Origin of the sequence: Thermus brockianus (assembly GCF_021462505.1) — a bacterium.
Classification (GTDB): domain Bacteria; phylum Deinococcota; class Deinococci; order Deinococcales; family Thermaceae; genus Thermus; species Thermus hydrothermalis.
In genome coordinates this window covers 303,082-321,548 of record NZ_JAKEDV010000002.1, presented here as the reverse complement: position 1 = coordinate 321,548, position 18,467 = coordinate 303,082, and the positions used below count along the sequence as shown (strand labels likewise).

Sequence of the window (18,467 nt, the reverse complement as noted above, 5' to 3'; positions counted from 1 at the left end):
GGCCTAGCCGGGAAAATAGGAGGTTTATGGAAACACAAGAGCGCAAGCCCAGGAGAAGGCGCAAGAAACGCCCGCAAGAGGCCCCGGTGGCCCTAACGGGGGGCGCCCAGGACGCCGTGGAGATCATCCCCCTAGGGGGGATGGGGGAGATCGGCAAGAACATCACCGCCTTCCGCTTCCGGGACGAGATCTTTGTGCTGGACGGAGGACTGGCCTTCCCCGAGGAGGGGATGCCCGGGGTGGACCTCCTCATCCCCCGGGTGGACTACCTGGTGGAAAACCGCCACCTCATCCGGGCCTGGGTCCTGACCCACGGCCACGAGGACCACATCGGGGGGCTTCCCTTCCTCCTGCCCATGGTCTTCGGCAAGGACTCCCAGGTGCCCATCTACGGGGCCAAGCTCACCCTGGGTCTTCTCAAGGGGAAGCTGGAGGAGTTCGGCCTGAGGCCGGGAAGCTTCAACCTCAAAGAGGTTTCCCCCGACGACCGCATCCAGGTGGGGCGGTACTTCACCCTGGACCTTTTCCGCATGACCCACTCCATCCCCGACAACTCCGGGGTGGTCATCCGCACCCCCATCGGCACCATCGTGCACACCGGGGACTTCAAGCTGGACCCCACCCCCATCGACGGGCAGGTTTCCCACCTGGCCAAGGTGGCCCAGGCGGGGGCGGAAGGGGTTTTGCTCCTCATCGCCGACGCCACCAACGCCGAGCGCCCCGGCTACACCCCGAGCGAGATGGAAATCGCCAAGGAGCTGGACCGGGCCATTGGCCGGGCCCCGGGAAGGGTCTTCGTCACCACCTTTGCCAGCCACATCCACCGCATCCAGGCGGTGATCTGGGCGGCGGAGAAGTATGGGCGCAAGGTGGCCATGGAGGGGCGGAGCATGCTGAAGTTCAGCCGCATCGCCCTGGAGCTGGGCTACCTCAAGGTGAAGGACCGCCTCTACACCCTGGAGGAGGTGAAGGACCTTCCCGACCACCAGGTGCTCATCCTGGCCACGGGAAGCCAGGGCCAACCCATGTCCGTCCTCTCCCGCCTGGCCTTTGAGGGGCACGCCAAGATGGCCATCAAGCCCGGGGATACGGTGATCCTCTCCTCTAGCCCCATCCCCGGCAACGAGGAGGCGGTGAACCGGGTGATCAACCGCCTCTACGCCCTGGGGGCCTACGTCCTCTACCCCCCCACCTACAAAGTGCACGCCTCCGGCCACGCCTCCCAGGAGGAGCTGAAGCTCATCCTGAACCTGACCACGCCCAAGTTCTTCCTGCCTTGGCACGGGGAGGTGCGCCACCAGACCAACTTCAAGTGGCTGGCCGAGGCCATGAGCCGCCCCCCGGAGAAGACCCTCATCGGGGAAAACGGGGCGGTGTACCGCCTCACCCGAGACACCTTTGAGAAGGTGGGCCAGGTTCCCGCGGGCGCCCTCTACGTGGACGGGCTAGGGGTGGGGGACATCACCGAGGAGATCCTGGCCGACCGCCGCCACATGGCCGAGGAGGGCATCGTGGTCATCACCGCCCTGGCCGCCCAGGACCCGGTGGTGGAGGTGGTGTCCCGGGGCTTCGTGAAGGCGGGGGAAAGGCTTCTTGGGGAGGTGAAGCGCATGGCCCTCGAGGCCCTGCAAAACGGCCTTCGCGAGAAGAAGCCCCTGGAGCGCATCCGGGACGACATCTACTACCCGGTGAAGAAGTTCCTCAAGAAGGCCACGGGCCGCGACCCCGTGATCCTGCCCGTGGTCATTGAGGGGTAGGCCGTGTACAAAAGCCTGCTTTTGCCCACGGACGGAAGCGAAGCGGCGGAGGTGGGCCTAAAGGAGGGGCTCCGCCTAGCCAAGGCCTTGGGGGCGCGGGTGAGCTTTCTCCACGCCCTGGAGCCCTTAGGGCCCAGGCTCCTTTTGGGCCCGGAGAACCTCCCCTACTACCAGGCCCTCTTGGAGGACCTGCGCCGGGCAGGGCTTAAGGCCCTGGACCAGGCCACCCGTCTAGCCGAGGAGATGGGCGTACCCTTTGCGGCCCATCTCCTCGAGGGCCGGGCGGCGGAGGTGATCCTCAAGGAGGCGGCCCACCACGACCTCATCGTCATGGGAAGCCACGGGCGCACCGGGCTTGACCGGGCCCTCCTCGGAAGCGTGACCCTGGAAGTGGTGCGCAAAAGCCCCAAGCCCGTCCTGGTGGTGCCCTACCGCAGGGCGTAAAGCCAAGAAAGCCCGAGGAGGTAAAGGCCAAGAAGGGCCAGGGTGTCCCAGGACAGGACGGCCAGCTTCCGAAGGGCCTGGTAGCTCATCCCCACCAGGACCACGCCGTACATGGCGAAGGCCACCAAAACCGCCGCCAGGTGGCTCCCGTGGGCCTCCTGGAAGAAGTCCCCGGGGTAGAGGAGGTCATCCCAGGCCAGGATGAGGGCGTTGAAGAGGTTGGACCCCAGGACGTTCCCCACCGCCAGGTCAAAGGCCCCTAACCGGGCGGCGCTTAGCGTCACCACCACCTCAGGGAGGGAGGTGGTGGCCCCCACCAAGGCCGTGCCCACGAAGCTCGCCCCAAGACCCGTTTCCTCCGCAAGCCGTTCCGCCAAGGGGGGCAGGAGGATGGCCGCCCCCACCACCAAAGCGCCGAAGCCCACGTACCCCCGCACCACTTGGACCAGGGAAAGGTGCTCGTAATAGAGCTCCAGGCGCTCCAGCTCCGCCTGGGGCCGCCTCCTTTCGTAGAGGAAGGTGAGGCGGGTGGCCAGGAGGTAAAGCGCCAGAACGGCGGGGGCGTACCAGGAAACGGGGCCGAGGGTCGGTCCTCCCCCGAAAAGGGCAGCGCCTTGGAAGGCCAAAAGGAGAAGGGCAAACCCCACGGCCAGGGCGTGCCCCGCATGGAGGCGCCCAAGAAGAGGGACCCGTCCCCCCACAGCGTCCAGCAGGGAAAGGATCACCAGGTTGAAAAGCGTACTGCCCAACACGTCCCCCACGGCGATGTCCACAAGCCCCTGGAGGGCAGCGCTGGTACCCGTGAAGAGCTCGGGCAAGGAGGTGGTGGCCGCCACCAGGATGAGCCCCACCCAGGCCCGGCCCCAGCCCCGCTTCTCCGCCAGGGCGTCCCCGTAGTAGGCCACCCGGGCCCCGGCGAAGACCACCACCATGGCCACGCCAAGGAAGGCGAACCAGGTCATAGGCGGTCCCGAAGGAGCCGCAGGAGGTCAAAGCGGGAGATGATGCCCACAGGCCTCCCCTCCCCATCCACCACGGGCACGTGGTTGATGTCGTAGGTGAGCATGAGTTCCAAAACCCGGGCCAGGGGCTCCTCGAGGCCCACGGCGTGCACCGGGGCGGTCATGATCTCCTCCACCCGGGTCGTGCGGGCCTCCTCGAGGATCCGCTCAAGCCCGGCCCCGTCCAGGTAACGCCCAAGAAGCATGGGGGCCCGGTAGGTGGAGAAGGGAATCCCCCGCTCCTTGAGGAAGTCCGTCTCCGTGACGATGCCCCGAAGCCTCCCCTCCCCATCCACCACCAGCACGCTCCCGATGCGCCGCTCCACCATAAGCCGCGCCACCTCGTCCAAGGTAGCGCCCAAGGGCACGCTCACCACGGGGCTCACCATCACCTCTTTCGCCTTCACCGCCGCACCTCCTTTCGCCATACTAGCCGGTCCACCGCCTCCGCCAGGCCCCAGGCCAAAAGGGCCAGGGCGAGCACCAAAGCCCAAAGCCACGGGACGAGGGGCGCCGCCTCCACAAGCCCTGGGGCCAGGCTGCCCAAGGCCACCTGGAGGGCAATCCCCAAGCCCACGGCCCCGTGCAGGTAGGGGTTGGGCAGGGGGTGGAGTTGGGTGTGCCGGGCAGCGTAGGCGAAGAAGAGTTGCCCCACGGCCATGAAGTGAAAGGTGGCGCTCCGCGCCGCCTCCACCCCCACCCCCAGGGGAAGGAAGGCCAGCAGGAGAAGGGCAAGCCCCGCCTTGATCCCCCCCGTGAGGAGGACGAAGCGCAGGGAAGGCCCATCCAGAAGAGGGCTATCCTTGGGCCTGGGGGGACGCCTGAGCACCCCGGGGTTCTGGTCCAAGGCCAAGGCCAAGGCGGGGAGGCCGTCCGTTACCAGGTTGATCCAGAGGATCTGCACCGCGGTGAGGGGCAAAAGGAGGTGCCCGGCGGCGTCCCTCAGGTCCAGGGAGGCGGCGAGGACCATGCCCACCGCCACCACCAGGATCTCCGACAGGTTGGTGGAAAAGAGGAAGCGGAGAAACTTCTGGATGTTCTCGTAAATGCTCCGCCCCTCCTCAATGGCCGCCACCAAGGTGGCGAAGTTGTCGTCCAAAAGCACCAGGTCCGCCACCTCCCGGGAGACGTCCGAACCCCGCTGGCCCATGGCCACCCCCACGTCCGCCCGCTTTAGGGCCGGGGCATCGTTCACCCCGTCCCCGGTCATGGCCACCACCTCCCCCGCTTTTTGCAGGGCCTCCACAATCCGGAGCTTCTGCTCCGGCTTCACCCGGGCGAAGACGTCCACCTCCAGAAGCTCCTCATCGGTCAGGGCCTCGAGGTCCTCCCCCGTGGCCACCGTTTCCACCGGAAGGCCGATGCGCCGGGCGATGGCCAGGGCGGTGGCGGGGTGGTCCCCCGTGACCATCACCACCCGCACCCCCGCCCCCAGGATGCGCCGCACGGCCTCCGGCACCTCGGGCCGGGGCGGGTCCAGGAGCAGGACGAACCCGAGGAAAAGGAGGCCTTCCTCCCGCTCCCCTTCCCCAAAGGCCAGGGCCAGCACCCTGTACCCTTGGGCGGCGTGGGCCTCCGCCTCCTGCAAAAGGCGCTCCTTTTCCTCCTCGGTAAGCCCAAGCCTAGGGATGAGGGCCTCGGGGGCCCCTTTGAGGTAGCTCCCTTTGGGGGTGGTCACCCGCATGTACTTCCAGGCGCTGTCAAAGGGGCGCTCGGAAAGGCGGGGGTATTCCTTCCTAAGCCGCTCCACGTCCAAGCCCGCCTTCTGGGCGTAACGGAGGAGGCCAAGCTCCAAGGGGTCCCCCGCCCCCGTGGCCAGGTCGGCGTCGTTGCAGAGGACCATGGCGAGAAGCGCCCCTTCCGGGTCGGGCCCCACCACGCCCTCCACCTCCATGCGGTTTTCCGTGAGGGTGCCGGTTTTGTCCGTGGCGATCACGGTCACGCTTCCCAGGGCCTCCACCGCCGCGAGCCGCCGCACCACCGCCTTGCGGCGCGCCATCCGCTCCACCCCCAGGCTCAAGGCCAGGGTGAGGATGGCGGGAAGCCCCTCGGGCACGGCGGCCACCGCCAAGGCCACGGCGAAGAGGACCACCTTGGCGGAAAACCCCTCCACCCAAAAGCCCAGGAGGACCAGGGCCAGGGCCAGGAGAAGCACCCAGCGCGCCACCCGGTTGCCGAAGGCGTGGAGGCGGCGCTCCAAGGGGGTCTTCTCCTCCTCCATCCCGGCAAGAAGGGCGGCGATGCGCCCCATGGCGCTCTTGAGCCCGGTGCGGGTCACCTCCATAAGGGCCCGTCCCCGCACGAGGAGGGTCCCGGCGTAGACCTCCTCCCCTTCCCCCCTCTCCACGGGCACGCTTTCCCCCGTGAGGACGCTTTCGTCCACCAAGACCCCGCTCGCCTCCAGCAAGCGCCCATCGGCGGGGATGCGGTCCCCGGCCTCGAGGCGCACCACGTCCCCGGGGACCAGCTCCCGGCTCGGCAGGCGCACAAAGCGGCCGTCGCGGAGGACATAGACCATGGGCTCCGCCAGGGCCTTAAGCCGCTTTAGGGCCTCCTCCGAACGCTTTTCCTGAAAGGTACCAAGCCCAGCGTTCAGGAGGAGGATGGCCAAGATGCTCAAAGACTCTAGAGGAACCCCTCGCGCCCCCTCGGAAAGCCAAAAGAAGAGGTCAATCAGGAGGGCAAAAAGGAGGATGTAGATGAGAGGGCTTTGGAACTGGCGCAAGAACTTCCGCCAAAGGGGCTCCTCCGGCTTCTCCGGAAGGGCGTTGGGGCCGAATTCCTCTAATCGTTTCCTCGCTTCCTCCGCGGAAAGCCCTCGCATGGGCTTCAGGATACATAAGAAGCCGGGGACTTGTTGTCCCTAGCGGCCGCGGATTAGCATGAAAGCATGCTCCAGTATCCCGAGCTACCCCTAGGAAGCCCCCTTATTGATGCCGAGCTTCCCGACCCCCGGGGAGGGCGCTACCGGCTTTCCCAGTTCCAAGAGCCCCTTCTGGCCGTGGTCTTCATGTGCAACCACTGCCCTTATGTGAAGGGGTCCATCGGCGAGCTCGTGGCCCTGGCGGAAAAGTACCGAGGGAAGGTGGCCTTTGTGGGCATCAACGCCAACGATTACGAAAAGTACCCCGAGGATAGCCCCGAGGGCATGGTGGCCTTCGCCAAGGAGCACGGCATCTTCTTCCCCTACCTTCTGGACGAAAGCCAGGAGGTGGCCAAGGCCTACAAGGCCCTAAGGACCCCCGAGGTCTTCCTCTTTGACGAAAGGAGGCTTCTCCGCTACCACGGCCGGGTGAACGATAGCCCCAAGGACCCCACCCAGGTGAAAAGCCGCAACCTCGAGGCGGCCATAGAAGCCCTCCTCCAAGGCCAAGACCCCCCCCTCGCCGAGGCCCCCGCCATCGGCTGCACCATCAAGTGGAAGCCGGGCAACGAGCCCGAGGTGCGGGTGGGCTAGCGTTCTTGAGGAAAAGGCCCCGCAAGGATGCGGGGCCCAGATGGCCTTGGCGGGCCCGGAGGGATTTGAACCCCCGACCTACCGCTTAGAAGGCGGCTGCTCTGTCCCCTGAGCTACGGGCCCATAGGAGAAAGCCGGGGTGGCCTTCACCCCGGCCGCTTGGAGCGGGAGACGGGACTCGAACCCGCGACCCTCGGCTTGGAAGGCCGATGCTCTACCAACTGAGCTACTCCCGCATGGTCGGGGCGGCCCGATTTGAACGGGCGACCCCCTGCTCCCAAAGCAGGTGCGCTACCGGCCTGCGCTACGCCCCGGGGCGCGCCACCCCACAGGCCACGATAACACCTGCTCCCCAGAGGGTCAAGGCGTGCTAAGATGGGCCCATGCGCTTAGGTCCGGTGGAAATCCTCCTCATCCTCCTGGTCATCCTCCTCCTCTTCGGCGCCAAGAAGCTTCCCGAGCTCGCTCGGGGCATCGGCCAGTCGGCCCGGGAGTTCAAGAAGGGCCTACAGGAGGGCGAGGAAAAGAAGGAAGAGCCCAAGGCCTAAAGGGCCTTCTCCTCCACGGGCATCCCCCCCGGGGCGTAGAGCCGGTAGCCCGTGGGGCGCACGTAGGCCGCTAAGGCTAGACCATACTGCTTCGCCAAGGCCACGGCAGGGGCCGTGGCCCCGGTGCGGCTTGCCAGGAGCACCGCCCCCATGCCCACCGCCTTGGCCGCCATCTCCAGACTCACCCGCCCCGTGGAGGCCACGAGCACGGGCGGGGGGATGCCCTCCCTTAGCATGAACCCCGCCAGGCGGTCCACGGCGTTGTGGCGGCCGATGTCCTCGTTCAGGTAGAGGAGGCGCCCTTCCCGGTCAAAGAGGGCCGCCCCGTGGATGCCCCGGGTGCGGGCGTACGCCTGAGTGCGGGCCCGGAGCTCAGAGAGGAGGGCCAAGGGGAGCTTGGGGTCCAAAGGGACCCGGGGCAAGGGGGCTAGCCTGGGCTCCCCGTAGCGAAGCCCGGCGGCGCACCCGCTATCCCGCACCCCCAGGCCCCGCTCGGGCGCACGGGGCAGGTCCACCAAGACCATCCCCTCGGCCACACGGACCTTAACCCCTTCCAGGTCCTGGAGAACCCCGCTCAGGTAGAGGTGGCCCAGGGCCAAGTAGGCCTCGTCCCCTGGGGTGTAGCTCAAAGAGGTCCAGGGCTCGCCGTTCACCACCAGGAGGAGGCGGGCCTCCTCGGGCAGGGGGAAGGCTTCCTCGGTGAAGCGCCCCCTTTCGTACCGCCACATAGACCTCCTCACCATAGCCCTCCCTCGGCGAATAAAAAAGCCCTAGGGGCACAAACCCCCTAGGGCGCAAGGCCTGGCTAGAGCCGGCGCAGGACCTCCTCCGCTTCCTTGTAGCCCGGCTTCAGCTTGAGGGCTTCCTGGCACTGGTAGCGGGCCCCTTCCTTGTCCCCGAGCTTCTCGTTGGCCAGGCAGAGCTGGTAGCGGTACTCGGGCCGCTTGGGCTCGAGGCGCACCGCCACCGTGAGGCGGCTCTTGGCTTTTGCCGCATCCCCCAGGACCAAGTAGACCTGCCCCAGGTAGTAATAGGCGGCGGGGAAGCGCAAGGGGGCCAGAGCAATGGCGTTTTCCAAGGCCACCCCCGCCTCCTTCCAGCGGCCCAAAGCCACGTAGGCCTGGCCCAGGGTGTACCACCCCTCGGCGTCCAGGGGCTTGAGCCTGTGCCCCTCCTCCAGGACCCTCGCCGCCTCCTCCGCCCGGCCCTTGAGGAGGAGGGCCGAGGCGTAGTGGAGGCGCACGTTGCCGTCCTTGGGCGCAAGCTGCAGGGCGCGGGCGTACTCCGCAAGGGCCTCGTCCAGCCGCCCCGCCGCCAGGTAAAGCTCCGCCAGAGCCACCCGCACCTCGGGGGTATCTTGCAAGGCAAGGGCCTTCTTAAAAGCCTCTTCAGCCTTGTCCACCTGGCCCAAAAAAGCATAGACGAGGCCCCGCTGGGCAAAGAGGGGGGCGTAGCGGGGGTTCACCCGCTCCCCGTCCCGCAGGACGCTTAAGGCCTGGTCCAGGTAGGCCTTGGCCTTCTCCCGGTCTTCGCTCGCCCGGTAGAGGGCAACGTAAGCTTCGGAGAGGACCATGTACCCCCCGATGTACCGGGGGTTTTTCGCTACCAAGCCCTTGGCGTTCTCCAGGGCGGGGTTCAGGAGGCCCACCTTAAGCTGGGCCCGGGCCAGCCAGTAAAGGACATCGGGGTCCTGGGGCTTCTCCTTGGCCGCCCGTTCAAAGGCCTCGAGGGCCGCCTCGTACCGGCCCAGGGCGTAGAGCTGCACCCCTAGCCTAAGGGCATCCTGGGTGGCCGTCTGCGCCGCTGGGGGCGGAGGGGTCTGGGCCAAGGCCGGAACCGCCAGCAAGCCTAAGGTCAAAAGAAACCAGCGCATACCATCCTCCTAGAGCACGAACCGCGTCAGATCGGGCGAGGCGAAGACCTCCTCTAGCCGCTTTTCCACGTAGGCCCGGGTGATCTCCACCCGACCGAGATCCGTTTGAAAGCTTACCTCATCCAGTACCCTTTCCAAAACTGTGGCGAGCCTCCGGGCCCCGATGTCCTCGAGCTCCTGGTTGGCCCGGTGGGCTGCCTCCGCGATGGCCCAAAGGGCGTCCTCGTGGAAGACGAGCTCGGTGCCGTCTGCCTTGAGGAGCTCGGTGTACTGGCGGATAAGGGAGTTTTCCGGTTCCTTCAGGATGCGGAAAAATTCCTCCGGCCCCAAGGGGGAAAGCTCCACCCGGATGGGAAACCGCCCCTGGAGCTCGGGGATTAGGTCCGAGGGCTTGGCCACGTGGAAGGCCCCGGCGGCAATGAAGAGCACGTGCTCTGTTGAAATGGGGCCGATGCGGGTGGAAACCACCGTACCCTCCACGATGGGCAGAAGGTCCCGCTGTACCCCCTCCCCCGAAATGTCCGGGCCCACAGCGCCTTCCCGCCGCGCCACCTTGTCTATCTCGTCAATGAAGACGATGCCGTCCTCCTGGGCCCGGCGCCTGGCCTCCTCCTTGAGCTCTTCCTTGTCAATGAGGCGCTCGGCGTGCTGGTTCTTAAGCACCTCCCGGGCCTCCCGCACCGTCATGCGCTTGCGCACGGGCCGCTTGGGGAGAAGCCCTTTAAGCATCTCCCCCATGCCCCCAAACCCCTCGCCCCCCAGGACCCCCATGAAGGGCAGGGTAGCCTCCTCCTCCACCTGTACCTCCACCACGTGGGAATCCCAGCGCCCCGAGCGGACCTCGGCGAGGGAAACCCTAAGGAGGGTGGCGAGCTCTTCCTCGGCGAAGGCCAAGGCCCTTTCCTCCACCTTCTTCTTCATCTCCTCCAGCACGAGCTGGTAGCTGGCCTCCGCCAGGTCCCGCACGATGGAGTCCACGTCCCGGCCCACGTAGCCCACCTCGGTGAACTTGGTGGCCTCCACCTTGACGAAGGGAGCCCCCGCCAGGCGGGCGAGGCGGCGGGCGATCTCCGTCTTCCCCACCCCGGTGGGCCCGATCATGAGGATGTTTTTGGGCGTCACCTCCCGGGCGATCTCCGGGGGGAGCTTTTTCCTGCGGTACCGGTTCCTCAGGGCCACGGCCACCGCCCGCTTGGCCGCTTCCTGGCCCACGATGTGCTTGGAAAGCTCCCTGACGATTTCCGCCGGCGTGAGGTTCATGCTTCCCCCAACGTAAGCACCGTCACCTGGCCCGAGGTGTAGAGGTCCACCTCGGCGGCGATTTTGAGCGCCTCCTCAGCGATCTCCCTAGCGGAAAGGCCCGAGTGGCGGTAAAGGGCCTTGGCGGCGGCCAGGGCGTAGGGCCCCCCTGAGCCCACCGCCAAAAGGGGCTCCTCTGGGGTGATGACCTCGCCGCTTCCCGAAAGGAGGACCATGGTCTCCCGGTCGGCGGCCACGATCATGGCCTGGAGGTGACGGAGGACCCGGTCCGTGCGCCAAAGCTTGGCGGTTTCCACCGCCCCCTTCAGGAGGGACCCCTTGGCCTCCCTGAGCTTCTCCTCAAAGCGCTCCAAGAGGGCCAAGGCGTCCGCCACCCCGCCAGCGAAGCCCACCAGGACGCCTTCCCCCACCTCGAGCCGCCGCACCTTCACCGCAGCGCGCTTGAGCACGGTCTGGCCGAAGGTCACCTGGCCGTCCCCGGCCAAGGCGGTGATCCCGTCCTTCCGGACAGCTAGGATGGTGGTGCCGTGGATCTCCACGCCGCCAAGATACCCCTCGGCCATGAGAAGGGCGTTAGGCAAAGGGGGAAAGGGCCTTGGCCGCCTCCCCAAATCGCCTCCAAGCCCCCTCCCGCTCCCAAAGGGGCTTTCCCTCCCTAAGCGCAGCCAACACCGGCCCGTACCCTTCCCGGGCGCCCCGCAGGGCCTCCTCCCAGGTGTAGGGGAAGACCTCCACGCCCCTAAGCCCTTCTGGGCGGTAGCGCACCAGGCGCTCCGGGAAAGGGAGGGGACTTTGGGACAGGAGGAGGAAAAGGTCGGCATCGCTCATGGCGGTGGCCTCGCCCCGGGCCAGGGAACCGAAAAGGACCACCGCCAGAACCTCGGGCCGCTCCCCCAAGGCTTGGGCGGCCCTTTTCAAGGCTTCCATGCGGGCCTCTCGGTCAAAGGGAAAGATCCGCGTCACAGGTGCGCCTCCACAAACGCCAAAAAATCCTCCGCAAGCCGAACCGCTTCCACCGCTTCCGAAAGGGTGTAGTGCCTGGCCGCAGGCCCGGCCGGGTGGGCGTCGGGATAGCGCGTGGGAATGTAGTACTTGTCCAGAATCTTGGCGGCCTCCCACAAGCCCTCGGGCACACGGATGCCGGAGGGGAGGTCCGCCAAGAGGTCTAGGATAGCGTGCCCCCAGGCCACCTGGCCCCGGGAGAGATGGAGCCCTTTGAGGGCCGCCTCCGCTGCCTGTTGCGCAGCGAAGCAAGCCCAGGCATAATCCCCTAGGTCCAGGCTCCCCCGGGCGTGGCGCAGGTTGTAGCGGGCCTGCTCCAGCCCTTCCCTGGCCCGGTTCACCCCTCCATTATGGCATGGCAAGGAAGGGCACATATCCCGCCCCCCTTTCCCCCTAAACTGGGAAGGGTGAAGGCCAAGACCCTAGGCGAGCTGAAGCGCACCTACCCCCTGGAAAAGCTCAGGCGCACGGTGAAGGAGGAGGCCCGGGAAAACCTCCGGGAAAAGCTTAGGCGTGGGGAGAGGCTCTTCCCCGGCATCCACGGCTACGAGGACACGGTGATCCCCGCCCTGGTCCAGGCCATCCTGGCCAAGCAGAACTTCATCCTCCTGGGCACCCGGGGCCAGGCGAAAAGCCGCATCCTGCGAAGCCTGATTTCCCTCCTAGACGAGGAGATCCCCGCCCTGCCCACCGAGCTAAGGGATAACCCCCTTTCCCCCATCTCCCCCGAGGGGAAGAGGCTTTTGGAGGAGGCGGGGGACGAGGCCCCCATCGTCTGGGTCACTCGGGAGGAAAGGTACGTGGAAAAGCTCGCCACCCCCGACACCACCGTGGCCGACCTCCTGGGGGACATGGACCCCATCAAGGCGGCGAGGCGGGGCACGGGGATGGCGGACCTGGAGAGCATCCACTATGGCCTCCTTCCCCGGGCCAACCGGGGTATCTTCGCCGTGAACGAGCTGGCCGACCTGGCGCCCAAGGTGCAGGTGGCCCTTTTTAACATCCTCGAGGAGGGCGACATCCAGATCCGGGGCTACCCCATCCGCCTCCCCCTGGACGTCTGGCTCGTCTTCACCGCCAACCCCCAGGACTACACCGCCCGGGGCCGCATCGTCACGCCCCTTAAAGACCGCATTGGGAGCGAGATCCGCACCCACTACCCCAAGAGCCTGGAGGAAGGGGCGAGGATCAGCGCCCAGGAGGCCTACGTCCCCGAGGAGGTGGAGGTGCCCGAGTGGGTGCGGCTTTCCGTGGAGGCGGTGGCCTTCGCCGCCCGGGAGGACCGCCGGGTGGACCAGACGGCGGGGGTTTCCCAGCGCCTTTCCATCAGCCTCCTGGAGGTGGTGGCGGCCAGCGCCGAAAGGCGGGCCCTCCTCCAGGGCATCCGGCCCGTGGCCCGGCCTTTAGACCTCTACCAGGGGCTTCCCGCCATCACGGGGAAGCTGGAGTTGGAGTACGAGGGGGAGCTCCAGGGGGCGGAACGGGTGGCCAAGGAGATCGTCCAAAGGGCCTTCGGCCTTGTGCTCCCCCGCTACCGCCTGAAGACCGATGCCATCGTGGCCTATTTTGAAGAGGGCAACCTCCTCACCCTGCCCGAAGGGGACCTGGAAGGGGCCTTGGCCGCCTTAGCCGGGGTGCCGGGGCTATGGGAGGCGGCCCGGACCCTGGCGGGAGGGGACACCCCCGAGCTCCTCCTTTCCGCCGGGGAGTTCATCCTGGAGGGCCTTGTGGGCCGCAGGAAGCTCGCCCGGGGAGAGGCGAGCTACCAAGCGGCGGAAAGGGCGCGAAGCTATGGCAACTGAGCCCGCCCGGGAGAAGGGAGCGTACCCGGAAGGGAGGAGCCGAAACCCCACCAGCCCACGGGGAGGAGGCTAGATGAAGGCCATCCGGTATAGCCGCTACGAGGGGAGCCTGGACGAGCTCTCCCCCGAGGAGATCCTGGGCCTCCTGGAAGACTTCCTCCTGGACTCGGGCTTCTCCGACCCCTTCCAGCGCTACGACCCCGACCCGAACCGGAAGCCCACCCTGGAGGACCTTTACGATGCCCTCCTCGAGGCCCTCCTCAAAAACGAGCTCGTCCCCGAGGACTGGCTAAGGGAGGCCCGCTTCGCAAACCGCAAGGAGGAAACCCGGCTTTACCAGGCCATCCAAAGGATGATCCAGCGCCTCCAGGAAGCGGGCTACCTCCGCCTACCCAGCCAGGACCCCACCAACCCCGCCCAGGGAGGCCATTTGGGGGAAGCAGGGGAAACCCGCCTGGAGCTCACGGAAAAGGCCTCGGACTTCCTGGGGCTCAAAAGCCTCCGGGAACTCCTCGGGGCCCTGGGCCGCAACCCCCCAGGCCTCCACCCCACCCCCCACCACGCCCCCGGGGTGGAAAAGACCGGGGAAACCAAGCCCTGGGCCTGGGGCGACCCCCTGGAGCTCAACGTCCCGGAAACCCTGAAGAAAGTGGCCGCTAAGGGACTAGAAGCCCTGAGCCACGAGGACCTGGTGATAGACCTGGCAGAGTACACCGCCAGCATGAGCACCGTGGTCCTCCTGGACTGCTCCCACTCCATGATCCTCTACGGCGAGGACCGCTTCACCCCCGCCAAGAAGGTGGCCCTGGCCCTGGCCCACCTCATCCGCACCCAGTACCCCGGGGACCGGGTGCGCTTCGTCCTCTTCCACGACACCGCCGAAGAAATCCCCCTGGCCAAGCTCCCCCTGGCCCAGGTGGGCCCCTACCACACCAACACCAAGGCGGGGCTAGAGCTCGCCCGCACCCTCCTCCGGAAGATGGGCGGGGAGATGAAGCAAATCATCCTCATCACCGACGGCAAGCCCTCAGCCCTCACCCTCCCCAGCGGGGAGATCTACAAAAACGCCTGGGGCCTGGACCCCCTGATCCTGGCGGAAACCCTCAAGGAGGCCACCCTGGCCCGGCGGGAAGGCATCCCCATCCACACCTTCATGCTGGCCCGGGAGCCCGAGCTTCTCGCCTTCGTGAAAAAGCTTTCCCAGATCACCCGGGGCAAGGCCTACCTCACAAGCCCCAGAAACATCGGCAAATACCTGCTCCTGGACTTCCTGAACAAAAAGGTGCGGGCAAACTAAGGCCTGTATATTGAGGGGCGTGGACTTCCTCTCGGCCTTAGAGCGCCCTCCCTTGGTCCTGGGCGTGGACCCCAGGCCAAACCTTCACGGGCCCAAGCCCCTTGTCCACCTGCGGCGCTACGCCCTGGAGCTCTTTGAGGCCCTGGCGGAAAGCCTTGCCGCGGTGAAGTTCCAGCTGGCCTTCTTTGAGGCCTTGGGCCCTGAGGGGATGGCGCTCCTCTTTGAGCTGGCCAGCGCCGCCCGGGTCATGGGCCTGCCCGTCCTCTTTGACGGGAAGCGGGGGGATATCGGCTCCACGGCGGAGGCCTATGCGGAGGCGTACCTGGGCCGCTTTCCCGGTAGCGCCCTCACCGTAAACCCCTACCTGGGCCTGGACGCCCTCACCCCCTTTTTCCGGGAAGCTAAACAAAGCGGCGGTGCGGTGTTCGTCCTGGTGAAGACCTCCAACCCAGGCTCGGGCTTCCTCCAGGACCTTCCCGTGGAGGGAAAGCCCCTTTACCTCCACCTGGCGGAGGCTTTGGCCCGGGAAGGGGAGGCCCTGCGGGAAGGCCCTTGGAGCCGCGTGGGGATGGTGGTGGGGGCCACCTATCCCGAGGCCGTGCGGGCGGTGCGGGAAGTGGCCCCTTCCGCCCCCTTGCTCCTCCCCGGGGTGGGGGTCCAAGGGGGAAGGCCCCTAAAGGGGAAGGGCCTCCTCCTCGCCGCAAGCCGGGCCCTCTTTTATCCCGGGGGGAGGCCAGACCTGGAAGGAGCCAAGGAGGCGGCCAAGGAGCTCCTTTCCGCTTTGGTAGAGTAGGGGGGATGGACGTCCTGGACCTTTACCGGAGGACAGGGGCCCTTCTGGAAGGGCACTTCCTCCTGCGCTCAGGGGTACACTCCCCTCGGTTCCTGCAGTCGGCGGCCCTCCTCCAGCACCCCCTCTACGCCGAAGCGGTGGGGGAGGCCTTGGGCCGGCTCTTTGAGGACGAGAAGGTGGACTTCGTCATCGGCCCGGCCATCGGTGGGGTGATCCTCTCCTTCGTGGTGGCGCGGGCCTTGGGGGCCCGGGCCCTTTTCGCCGAGAAGGACGGCCAAGGGGGTATGACCATCCGCAAGGGGCTTACCCTGAACCCTGGGGAGCGCTTCCTGGCGGTGGAGGACGTGGTGACCACGGGGGAGAGCGTGCGGAAGGCCATCCGGGCGGCGGAGGCCCGGGGGGCGGTGTGCGTGGGGGTGGGAGCCATCGTGGACCGAAGCGGCGGCCAGGCGGCCTTTGGCGTCCCCTTCCGCGCCCTGGTCCGCCTCGAGGTGCCCCAGTACCCCCCCGAGGCCTGCCCCCTGTGCCGGGAGGGCGTTCCCCTAGAGGAGGTCTAGGTTGGTCCGCCTTTTGGCTCTTGGACTCCTCCTTTCCCTGGCCTGGGCCAAGACGGAGGTGGCCCAAAAAGCGTTGGCCGACTGGCTTGAGGGGAAGCTTTCCCCGAGGCTAGAAGAGGTCCTCCGCGCCCCTCCCGAAGAGGCGCCGAGGCTTTTGGAGCGCTACGCCCTCTTCCCCCCGCCCCCCAAAGGGCTTTCCGTGAACCGGGAAAGCCCGAAGGTGGAGGGCAACCGGGTCCTCTTCCCCGCCGCCTTGGGGGAGGAGGTGGGGGAGGTGGTGGTGGTCTTGGAGGGGGATGAGGTGCGGCGGATCTACTTCCGCCCGGAAGGGCTTGCCCTTCCCGCCTACCTCCTCACCCCCGTGGCGGGGTGGGGGTTTTTGCTCCTGAGCCTCTTCTGGGGCTTCCTCCTCCTGCAACCCTCCCCCTTCCGCGCCTGGTTCTTGGAGGCCTTGGCCCTCCTCCGGGCGCAGAAGGGGCTTTACCTCTTCACCAACCTCCTCCTCTACGGGCTTTTCGCCCTGGGAAGCCTCCTCGCCTACGGGATGCCCGAGCTCGCCCGGGCGGTGCAGGTGCTCTTCGGGGGGGCCCTCGAGACCATCGGGCTAGAGGAGGCCCTGGGGAAGGGGGTTCTGGTCCTTGCCGGGGTCATCTTCCACTGGAACTTCACCCAGGGCCTCCTCCTCACGGGGCTCCTCCCCGCCCTCTTCCTGGGCCTGCCCGTGTTGCTCCTCAACGTCCTCCGCTACTTCGCCTTCGGCTTCGCCCTCTCCCCCGCCGTGCTTGGCCCTGCCTTCCTCCCCCACCTGCTCACCCTCCTGCTGGAGCTCCAGGCCTACATCCTGGTGACCTTCGGCGGCCTCTACCTCCTCGCCAAGACCGCCCGGGGGGAGGGGTACCGGCGGGGGCTTAGGGGGCTTTTCTTGAGCCTCTACTTGGGGGCCTGGTTCCTCCTCCTCGCCGCCTGGTACGAGGCCTGGGAGGTGAGCGTTCTCCTATGAAGGTGGCCATCCTGGGCGCTGGGGCCTGGGGCACGGCTTTGGGGGTTCTCCTGGCCAGCAAGGGCATCCCCACGGCCCTCCTCGCCCGCAGAAAGGAGCATGCCGAGGCCCTTCGGGCAGGGAGGGAGAACAAGGACCACCTCCCCGGGGTGGCCCTTCCCGCCTACCTCCACCCCACCCACGACCCGGAGGAGGCCCTCTCGGGGGCGGAGTTCGCCGTGGTGGCCCTTCCCTCCAAGGCCCTGGACACCCTAAAGGACCTGCCCCGGGCCCCCTGGTACCTCTCCGCCACCAAGGGGCTTTTCTTCCGGGAAGGGGCGCTCCTCACCCCAAGCCAGGTGGTGGCCGCCCTCACGGGCCGGCCCGTGGCCGCCCTCTCCGGGCCCAACCACGCGGAGGAGGTGGCCCGCTTCCTGCCCACGGCCAGCGTGGTGGCGGGGCCCGAGGCCCTGGCCCGGCGGGCGCAGGAGGTCTTCCATAGCCCCACCTTCCGCATCTACACGAGCTCCGACCTCCGGGGGGTGGAGCTTGGCGGCGGGCTCAAGAACGTGCTCGCCCTGGCGGCGGGGATGGTGGACGGGTTAAGGCTTGGGGACAACGCCAAGGCGGCCCTCCTCACCCGGGGCCTCAGGGAGATGGTGCGCTTCGGCACCGCCCAGGGGGGGGAGGAGGCCACCTTTTACGGGCTTGCGGGCCTGGGGGACCTCCTCGCCACCGCCTATAGCCTCCACTCCCGCAACCGGGGGGCAGGGGAGAGGCTGGTGCGGGGGGAGGCCCTGGAGCGCCTCGAGGACCGGGGGGTGGTGGAGGGGCTCTATGCGGTGCAGGCCCTCATGGCCTGGCGCCGGGAGGCGGGGGTGGAGCTCCCCATCGCCGAGGCGGTCTACCGGGTGGCCTACGAGGGGCTAGACCCCCTGAAGGCCCTTTCCGAGCTCATGTCCCGGGAGCCCAAGGCGGAAGGCTAGAAGATTTCCGCCAAGAAGCCCAAGAGGGCGGTGCGGAAGGCCTTGGGGTTTTCCAGGTTGGCCAGATGCCCCGCCTCGGGCAGGATGAGGGCCCGGGCATCGGGGAGGGCCTTGGCCAGGCGCTTGGCCTCCTCCGGGGGGGTGAGCGTATCCTCCTCCCCCACCAGGACCAAGGCGGGGCGGCGCATCCCGGGGAGGAGGGGCGTGGCGTCGGGGCGCTCGGCCAAGGCCCTTAGGCTTTCCGCCACCGCCTCAGGGGCGGCCTGGAGGATGAGCTCCCTGGCCTTGGCCACCACCTCGGGCCGCTCCGCCTGGGTGGTGCGGCCCAGGTGGCTTGGGAGGAGGGCCTCGGGCAAAAAGCCCACCCCCTCTTTGAGGACCCTTTCCCTCAAGGCGTAGCGGTTCTTTTTGGCCTCCTCGGTGTCGGGCCCGGAGCGGGTGTCCGCCAGGACCAAGCCTAGAAAGCGCTCGGGGGCCTTCCGCCAAAGCTCAAAGATGAGGTAGCCCCCCATGGAAAGCCCCACGAAGACCGCCTCCTCTAGCCCCGCCTCGTCCATCTCCTTAAGGACCTTCTCCGCTGCCTGGGGGAGGCTTAGGCCCAGGTAATGGGGGGCGAGGACGGGAAGCCGTCCCCGGAAGTGGGCCACCTCCCCTTCCCACATCTGGGGGTTGTAGGGGAAGGCATGGAGGAAAACCAAGCCCCTCATGGCC

20 protein-coding genes and 3 tRNA genes are annotated in these 18,467 nt (G+C 67.5%); 10 read left to right on the top strand and 13 right to left on the bottom strand.

Features of this window, described 5'->3' with window-relative positions:
* Positions 1-26 precede the first annotated feature (26 nt).
* Together LXN00_RS03825 and LXN00_RS03820 are read left to right on the top strand one after the other, a co-directional pair.
* Positions 27-1,757 (top strand): ribonuclease J, encoded by a 1,731-nt coding sequence (locus LXN00_RS03825; RefSeq protein ID WP_234505055.1) that lies wholly within the window; start codon positions 27-29, stop codon positions 1,755-1,757.
* A 3-nt stretch (positions 1,758-1,760) separates the two neighbouring features.
* Entirely contained in the window at positions 1,761-2,201 is a 441-nt protein-coding gene (locus LXN00_RS03820) for a universal stress protein (protein WP_234505053.1), read from the top strand.
* Here LXN00_RS03820 and LXN00_RS03815 read toward each other — a convergent pair.
* Genes LXN00_RS03815 through LXN00_RS03805 form a run of 3 tightly spaced genes read right to left on the bottom strand, consistent with a single transcriptional unit; the run spans position 2,186 to position 6,026 of the window.
* On the bottom strand, positions 2,186-3,163 hold the full coding sequence (locus LXN00_RS03815) for a sodium:calcium antiporter (RefSeq protein WP_234505051.1): 978 nt from the start codon (positions 3,161-3,163) through the stop codon (positions 2,186-2,188). The genes LXN00_RS03820 and LXN00_RS03815 overlap by 16 nt on opposite strands.
* Positions 3,160-3,609 carry a CBS domain-containing protein gene (locus LXN00_RS03810; protein ID WP_234505049.1) on the bottom strand — a complete coding sequence of 150 codons (450 nt, stop codon included), beginning with the start codon at positions 3,607-3,609 and terminating at the stop codon, positions 3,160-3,162. The genes LXN00_RS03815 and LXN00_RS03810 overlap by 4 nt, the downstream gene beginning before the upstream one ends.
* Positions 3,606-6,026 carry a cation-translocating P-type ATPase gene (locus tag LXN00_RS03805; RefSeq protein ID WP_234505047.1) on the bottom strand — a complete coding sequence of 807 codons (2,421 nt, stop codon included), beginning with the start codon at positions 6,024-6,026 and terminating at the stop codon, positions 3,606-3,608. The genes LXN00_RS03810 and LXN00_RS03805 overlap by 4 nt, the downstream gene beginning before the upstream one ends.
* A 66-nt stretch (positions 6,027-6,092) precedes the next feature.
* On the opposite strand from LXN00_RS03805, the gene LXN00_RS03800 reads away from it, so the two are divergent.
* Positions 6,093-6,659, top strand: a complete 567-nt coding sequence (locus tag LXN00_RS03800) for a thioredoxin family protein (protein ID WP_234505014.1) — start codon at positions 6,093-6,095, stop codon at positions 6,657-6,659.
* Positions 6,660-6,706: 47 nt separating this feature from the next.
* On the opposite strand, the gene LXN00_RS03795 is transcribed toward LXN00_RS03800, so the two are convergent.
* The 3 genes from LXN00_RS03795 to LXN00_RS03785 form a co-directional block, all read right to left on the bottom strand.
* Positions 6,707-6,782, bottom strand: a tRNA-Arg gene (locus LXN00_RS03795).
* A gap of 37 nt (positions 6,783-6,819) precedes the next feature.
* A tRNA-Gly gene (locus LXN00_RS03790) sits at positions 6,820-6,895 on the bottom strand.
* 1 nt (position 6,896) lies between these two features.
* Positions 6,897-6,973, bottom strand: a tRNA-Pro gene (locus LXN00_RS03785).
* Between the two features lie 69 nt (positions 6,974-7,042).
* Between LXN00_RS03785 and tatA the strand changes: the two genes are divergently transcribed.
* The gene (gene tatA / locus LXN00_RS03780; RefSeq protein WP_018112255.1) at positions 7,043-7,207 is read left to right on the top strand and encodes a twin-arginine translocase TatA/TatE family subunit; all 165 of its coding nucleotides are present in this window, start codon (positions 7,043-7,045) and stop codon (positions 7,205-7,207) included.
* On the opposite strand, the gene LXN00_RS03775 is transcribed toward tatA, so the two are convergent.
* The 6 genes from LXN00_RS03775 to LXN00_RS03750 all read right to left on the bottom strand — a co-directional run bounded on the left by LXN00_RS03775 (position 7,204) and on the right by LXN00_RS03750 (position 11,683).
* The gene (locus LXN00_RS03775) at positions 7,204-7,935 is read right to left on the bottom strand and encodes a formate dehydrogenase accessory sulfurtransferase FdhD (RefSeq protein ID WP_234505011.1); all 732 of its coding nucleotides are present in this window, start codon (positions 7,933-7,935) and stop codon (positions 7,204-7,206) included. The genes tatA and LXN00_RS03775 overlap by 4 nt on opposite strands.
* Before the next feature lie 77 nt (positions 7,936-8,012).
* Positions 8,013-9,080 carry a tetratricopeptide repeat protein gene (locus LXN00_RS03770; protein ID WP_234505009.1) on the bottom strand — a complete coding sequence of 356 codons (1,068 nt, stop codon included), beginning with the start codon at positions 9,078-9,080 and terminating at the stop codon, positions 8,013-8,015.
* Positions 9,081-9,089: 9 nt separating this feature from the next.
* Entirely contained in the window at positions 9,090-10,340 is a 1,251-nt protein-coding gene (locus tag LXN00_RS03765) for an ATP-dependent protease ATPase subunit HslU (RefSeq protein WP_234505006.1), read from the bottom strand.
* Complete coding sequence (gene hslV / locus LXN00_RS03760; RefSeq protein ID WP_234505003.1) at positions 10,337-10,903, bottom strand: ATP-dependent protease subunit HslV; 567 nt, start codon at positions 10,901-10,903, stop codon at positions 10,337-10,339. The genes LXN00_RS03765 and hslV overlap by 4 nt, the downstream gene beginning before the upstream one ends.
* 10 nt (positions 10,904-10,913) lie before the next feature.
* The gene (locus LXN00_RS03755) at positions 10,914-11,303 is read right to left on the bottom strand and encodes a nucleotidyltransferase domain-containing protein (RefSeq protein ID WP_234505000.1); all 390 of its coding nucleotides are present in this window, start codon (positions 11,301-11,303) and stop codon (positions 10,914-10,916) included.
* Positions 11,300-11,683 (bottom strand): HEPN domain-containing protein, encoded by a 384-nt coding sequence (locus LXN00_RS03750; RefSeq protein ID WP_234504997.1) that lies wholly within the window; start codon positions 11,681-11,683, stop codon positions 11,300-11,302. The genes LXN00_RS03755 and LXN00_RS03750 overlap by 4 nt, the downstream gene beginning before the upstream one ends.
* 66 nt (positions 11,684-11,749) lie before the next feature.
* On the opposite strand from LXN00_RS03750, the gene LXN00_RS03745 reads away from it, so the two are divergent.
* The 6 genes from LXN00_RS03745 to LXN00_RS03720 all read left to right on the top strand — a co-directional run bounded on the left by LXN00_RS03745 (position 11,750) and on the right by LXN00_RS03720 (position 17,756).
* Positions 11,750-13,144, top strand: coding sequence for a sigma 54-interacting transcriptional regulator (locus LXN00_RS03745; RefSeq protein ID WP_234504995.1), 1,395 nt, complete (start codon positions 11,750-11,752; stop codon positions 13,142-13,144).
* A 73-nt stretch (positions 13,145-13,217) separates the two neighbouring features.
* Entirely contained in the window at positions 13,218-14,441 is a 1,224-nt protein-coding gene (locus LXN00_RS03740) for a vWA domain-containing protein (RefSeq protein WP_234504985.1), read from the top strand.
* Between the two features lie 19 nt (positions 14,442-14,460).
* Positions 14,461-15,234: an orotidine-5'-phosphate decarboxylase gene (pyrF, locus tag LXN00_RS03735; protein ID WP_234504981.1), complete on the top strand. Its 774-nt coding sequence runs from the start codon at positions 14,461-14,463 to the stop codon at positions 15,232-15,234.
* Between the two features lie 5 nt (positions 15,235-15,239).
* Entirely contained in the window at positions 15,240-15,791 is a 552-nt protein-coding gene (pyrE, locus tag LXN00_RS03730) for an orotate phosphoribosyltransferase (RefSeq protein WP_234504978.1), read from the top strand.
* Between the two features lies 1 nt (position 15,792).
* The gene (locus LXN00_RS03725; RefSeq protein WP_234504976.1) at positions 15,793-16,791 is read left to right on the top strand and encodes a hypothetical protein; all 999 of its coding nucleotides are present in this window, start codon (positions 15,793-15,795) and stop codon (positions 16,789-16,791) included.
* A complete protein-coding gene (locus tag LXN00_RS03720; RefSeq protein ID WP_234504973.1) occupies positions 16,788-17,756 on the top strand; it encodes an NAD(P)H-dependent glycerol-3-phosphate dehydrogenase in 969 nt (322 codons plus the stop codon). The genes LXN00_RS03725 and LXN00_RS03720 overlap by 4 nt, the downstream gene beginning before the upstream one ends.
* Here the strand turns inward: LXN00_RS03720 and LXN00_RS03715 are convergent.
* Positions 17,753-18,463, bottom strand: coding sequence for an alpha/beta fold hydrolase (locus tag LXN00_RS03715; RefSeq protein ID WP_234504969.1), 711 nt, complete (start codon positions 18,461-18,463; stop codon positions 17,753-17,755). The two genes, LXN00_RS03720 and LXN00_RS03715, sit on opposite strands and share 4 nt — an antisense overlap.
* Positions 18,464-18,467: the final 4 nt, after the last annotated feature.

Coding starts and splice junctions, on each gene's coding strand:
- LXN00_RS03825 (WP_234505055.1), top strand. CDS start 27: ATGGAAACACAAGAGCGCAAGCCCAGGAGAAGGCGCAAGAAACGCCCG.
- LXN00_RS03815 (WP_234505051.1), bottom strand. CDS start 3,163: ATGACCTGGTTCGCCTTCCTTGGCGTGGCCATGGTGGTGGTCTTCGCC.
- LXN00_RS03805 (WP_234505047.1), bottom strand. CDS start 6,026: ATGCGAGGGCTTTCCGCGGAGGAAGCGAGGAAACGATTAGAGGAATTC.
- LXN00_RS03800 (WP_234505014.1), top strand. CDS start 6,093: ATGCTCCAGTATCCCGAGCTACCCCTAGGAAGCCCCCTTATTGATGCC.
- tatA (WP_018112255.1), top strand. CDS start 7,043: ATGCGCTTAGGTCCGGTGGAAATCCTCCTCATCCTCCTGGTCATCCTC.
- LXN00_RS03775 (WP_234505011.1), bottom strand. CDS start 7,935: ATGTGGCGGTACGAAAGGGGGCGCTTCACCGAGGAAGCCTTCCCCCTG.
- LXN00_RS03770 (WP_234505009.1), bottom strand. CDS start 9,080: ATGCGCTGGTTTCTTTTGACCTTAGGCTTGCTGGCGGTTCCGGCCTTG.
- LXN00_RS03765 (WP_234505006.1), bottom strand. CDS start 10,340: ATGAACCTCACGCCGGCGGAAATCGTCAGGGAGCTTTCCAAGCACATC.
- hslV (WP_234505003.1), bottom strand. CDS start 10,903: ATGGCCGAGGGGTATCTTGGCGGCGTGGAGATCCACGGCACCACCATC.
- LXN00_RS03740 (WP_234504985.1), top strand. CDS start 13,218: ATGAAGGCCATCCGGTATAGCCGCTACGAGGGGAGCCTGGACGAGCTC.
- pyrE (WP_234504978.1), top strand. CDS start 15,240: ATGGACGTCCTGGACCTTTACCGGAGGACAGGGGCCCTTCTGGAAGGG.
- LXN00_RS03720 (WP_234504973.1), top strand. CDS start 16,788: ATGAAGGTGGCCATCCTGGGCGCTGGGGCCTGGGGCACGGCTTTGGGG.
- LXN00_RS03715 (WP_234504969.1), bottom strand. CDS start 18,463: ATGAGGGGCTTGGTTTTCCTCCATGCCTTCCCCTACAACCCCCAGATG.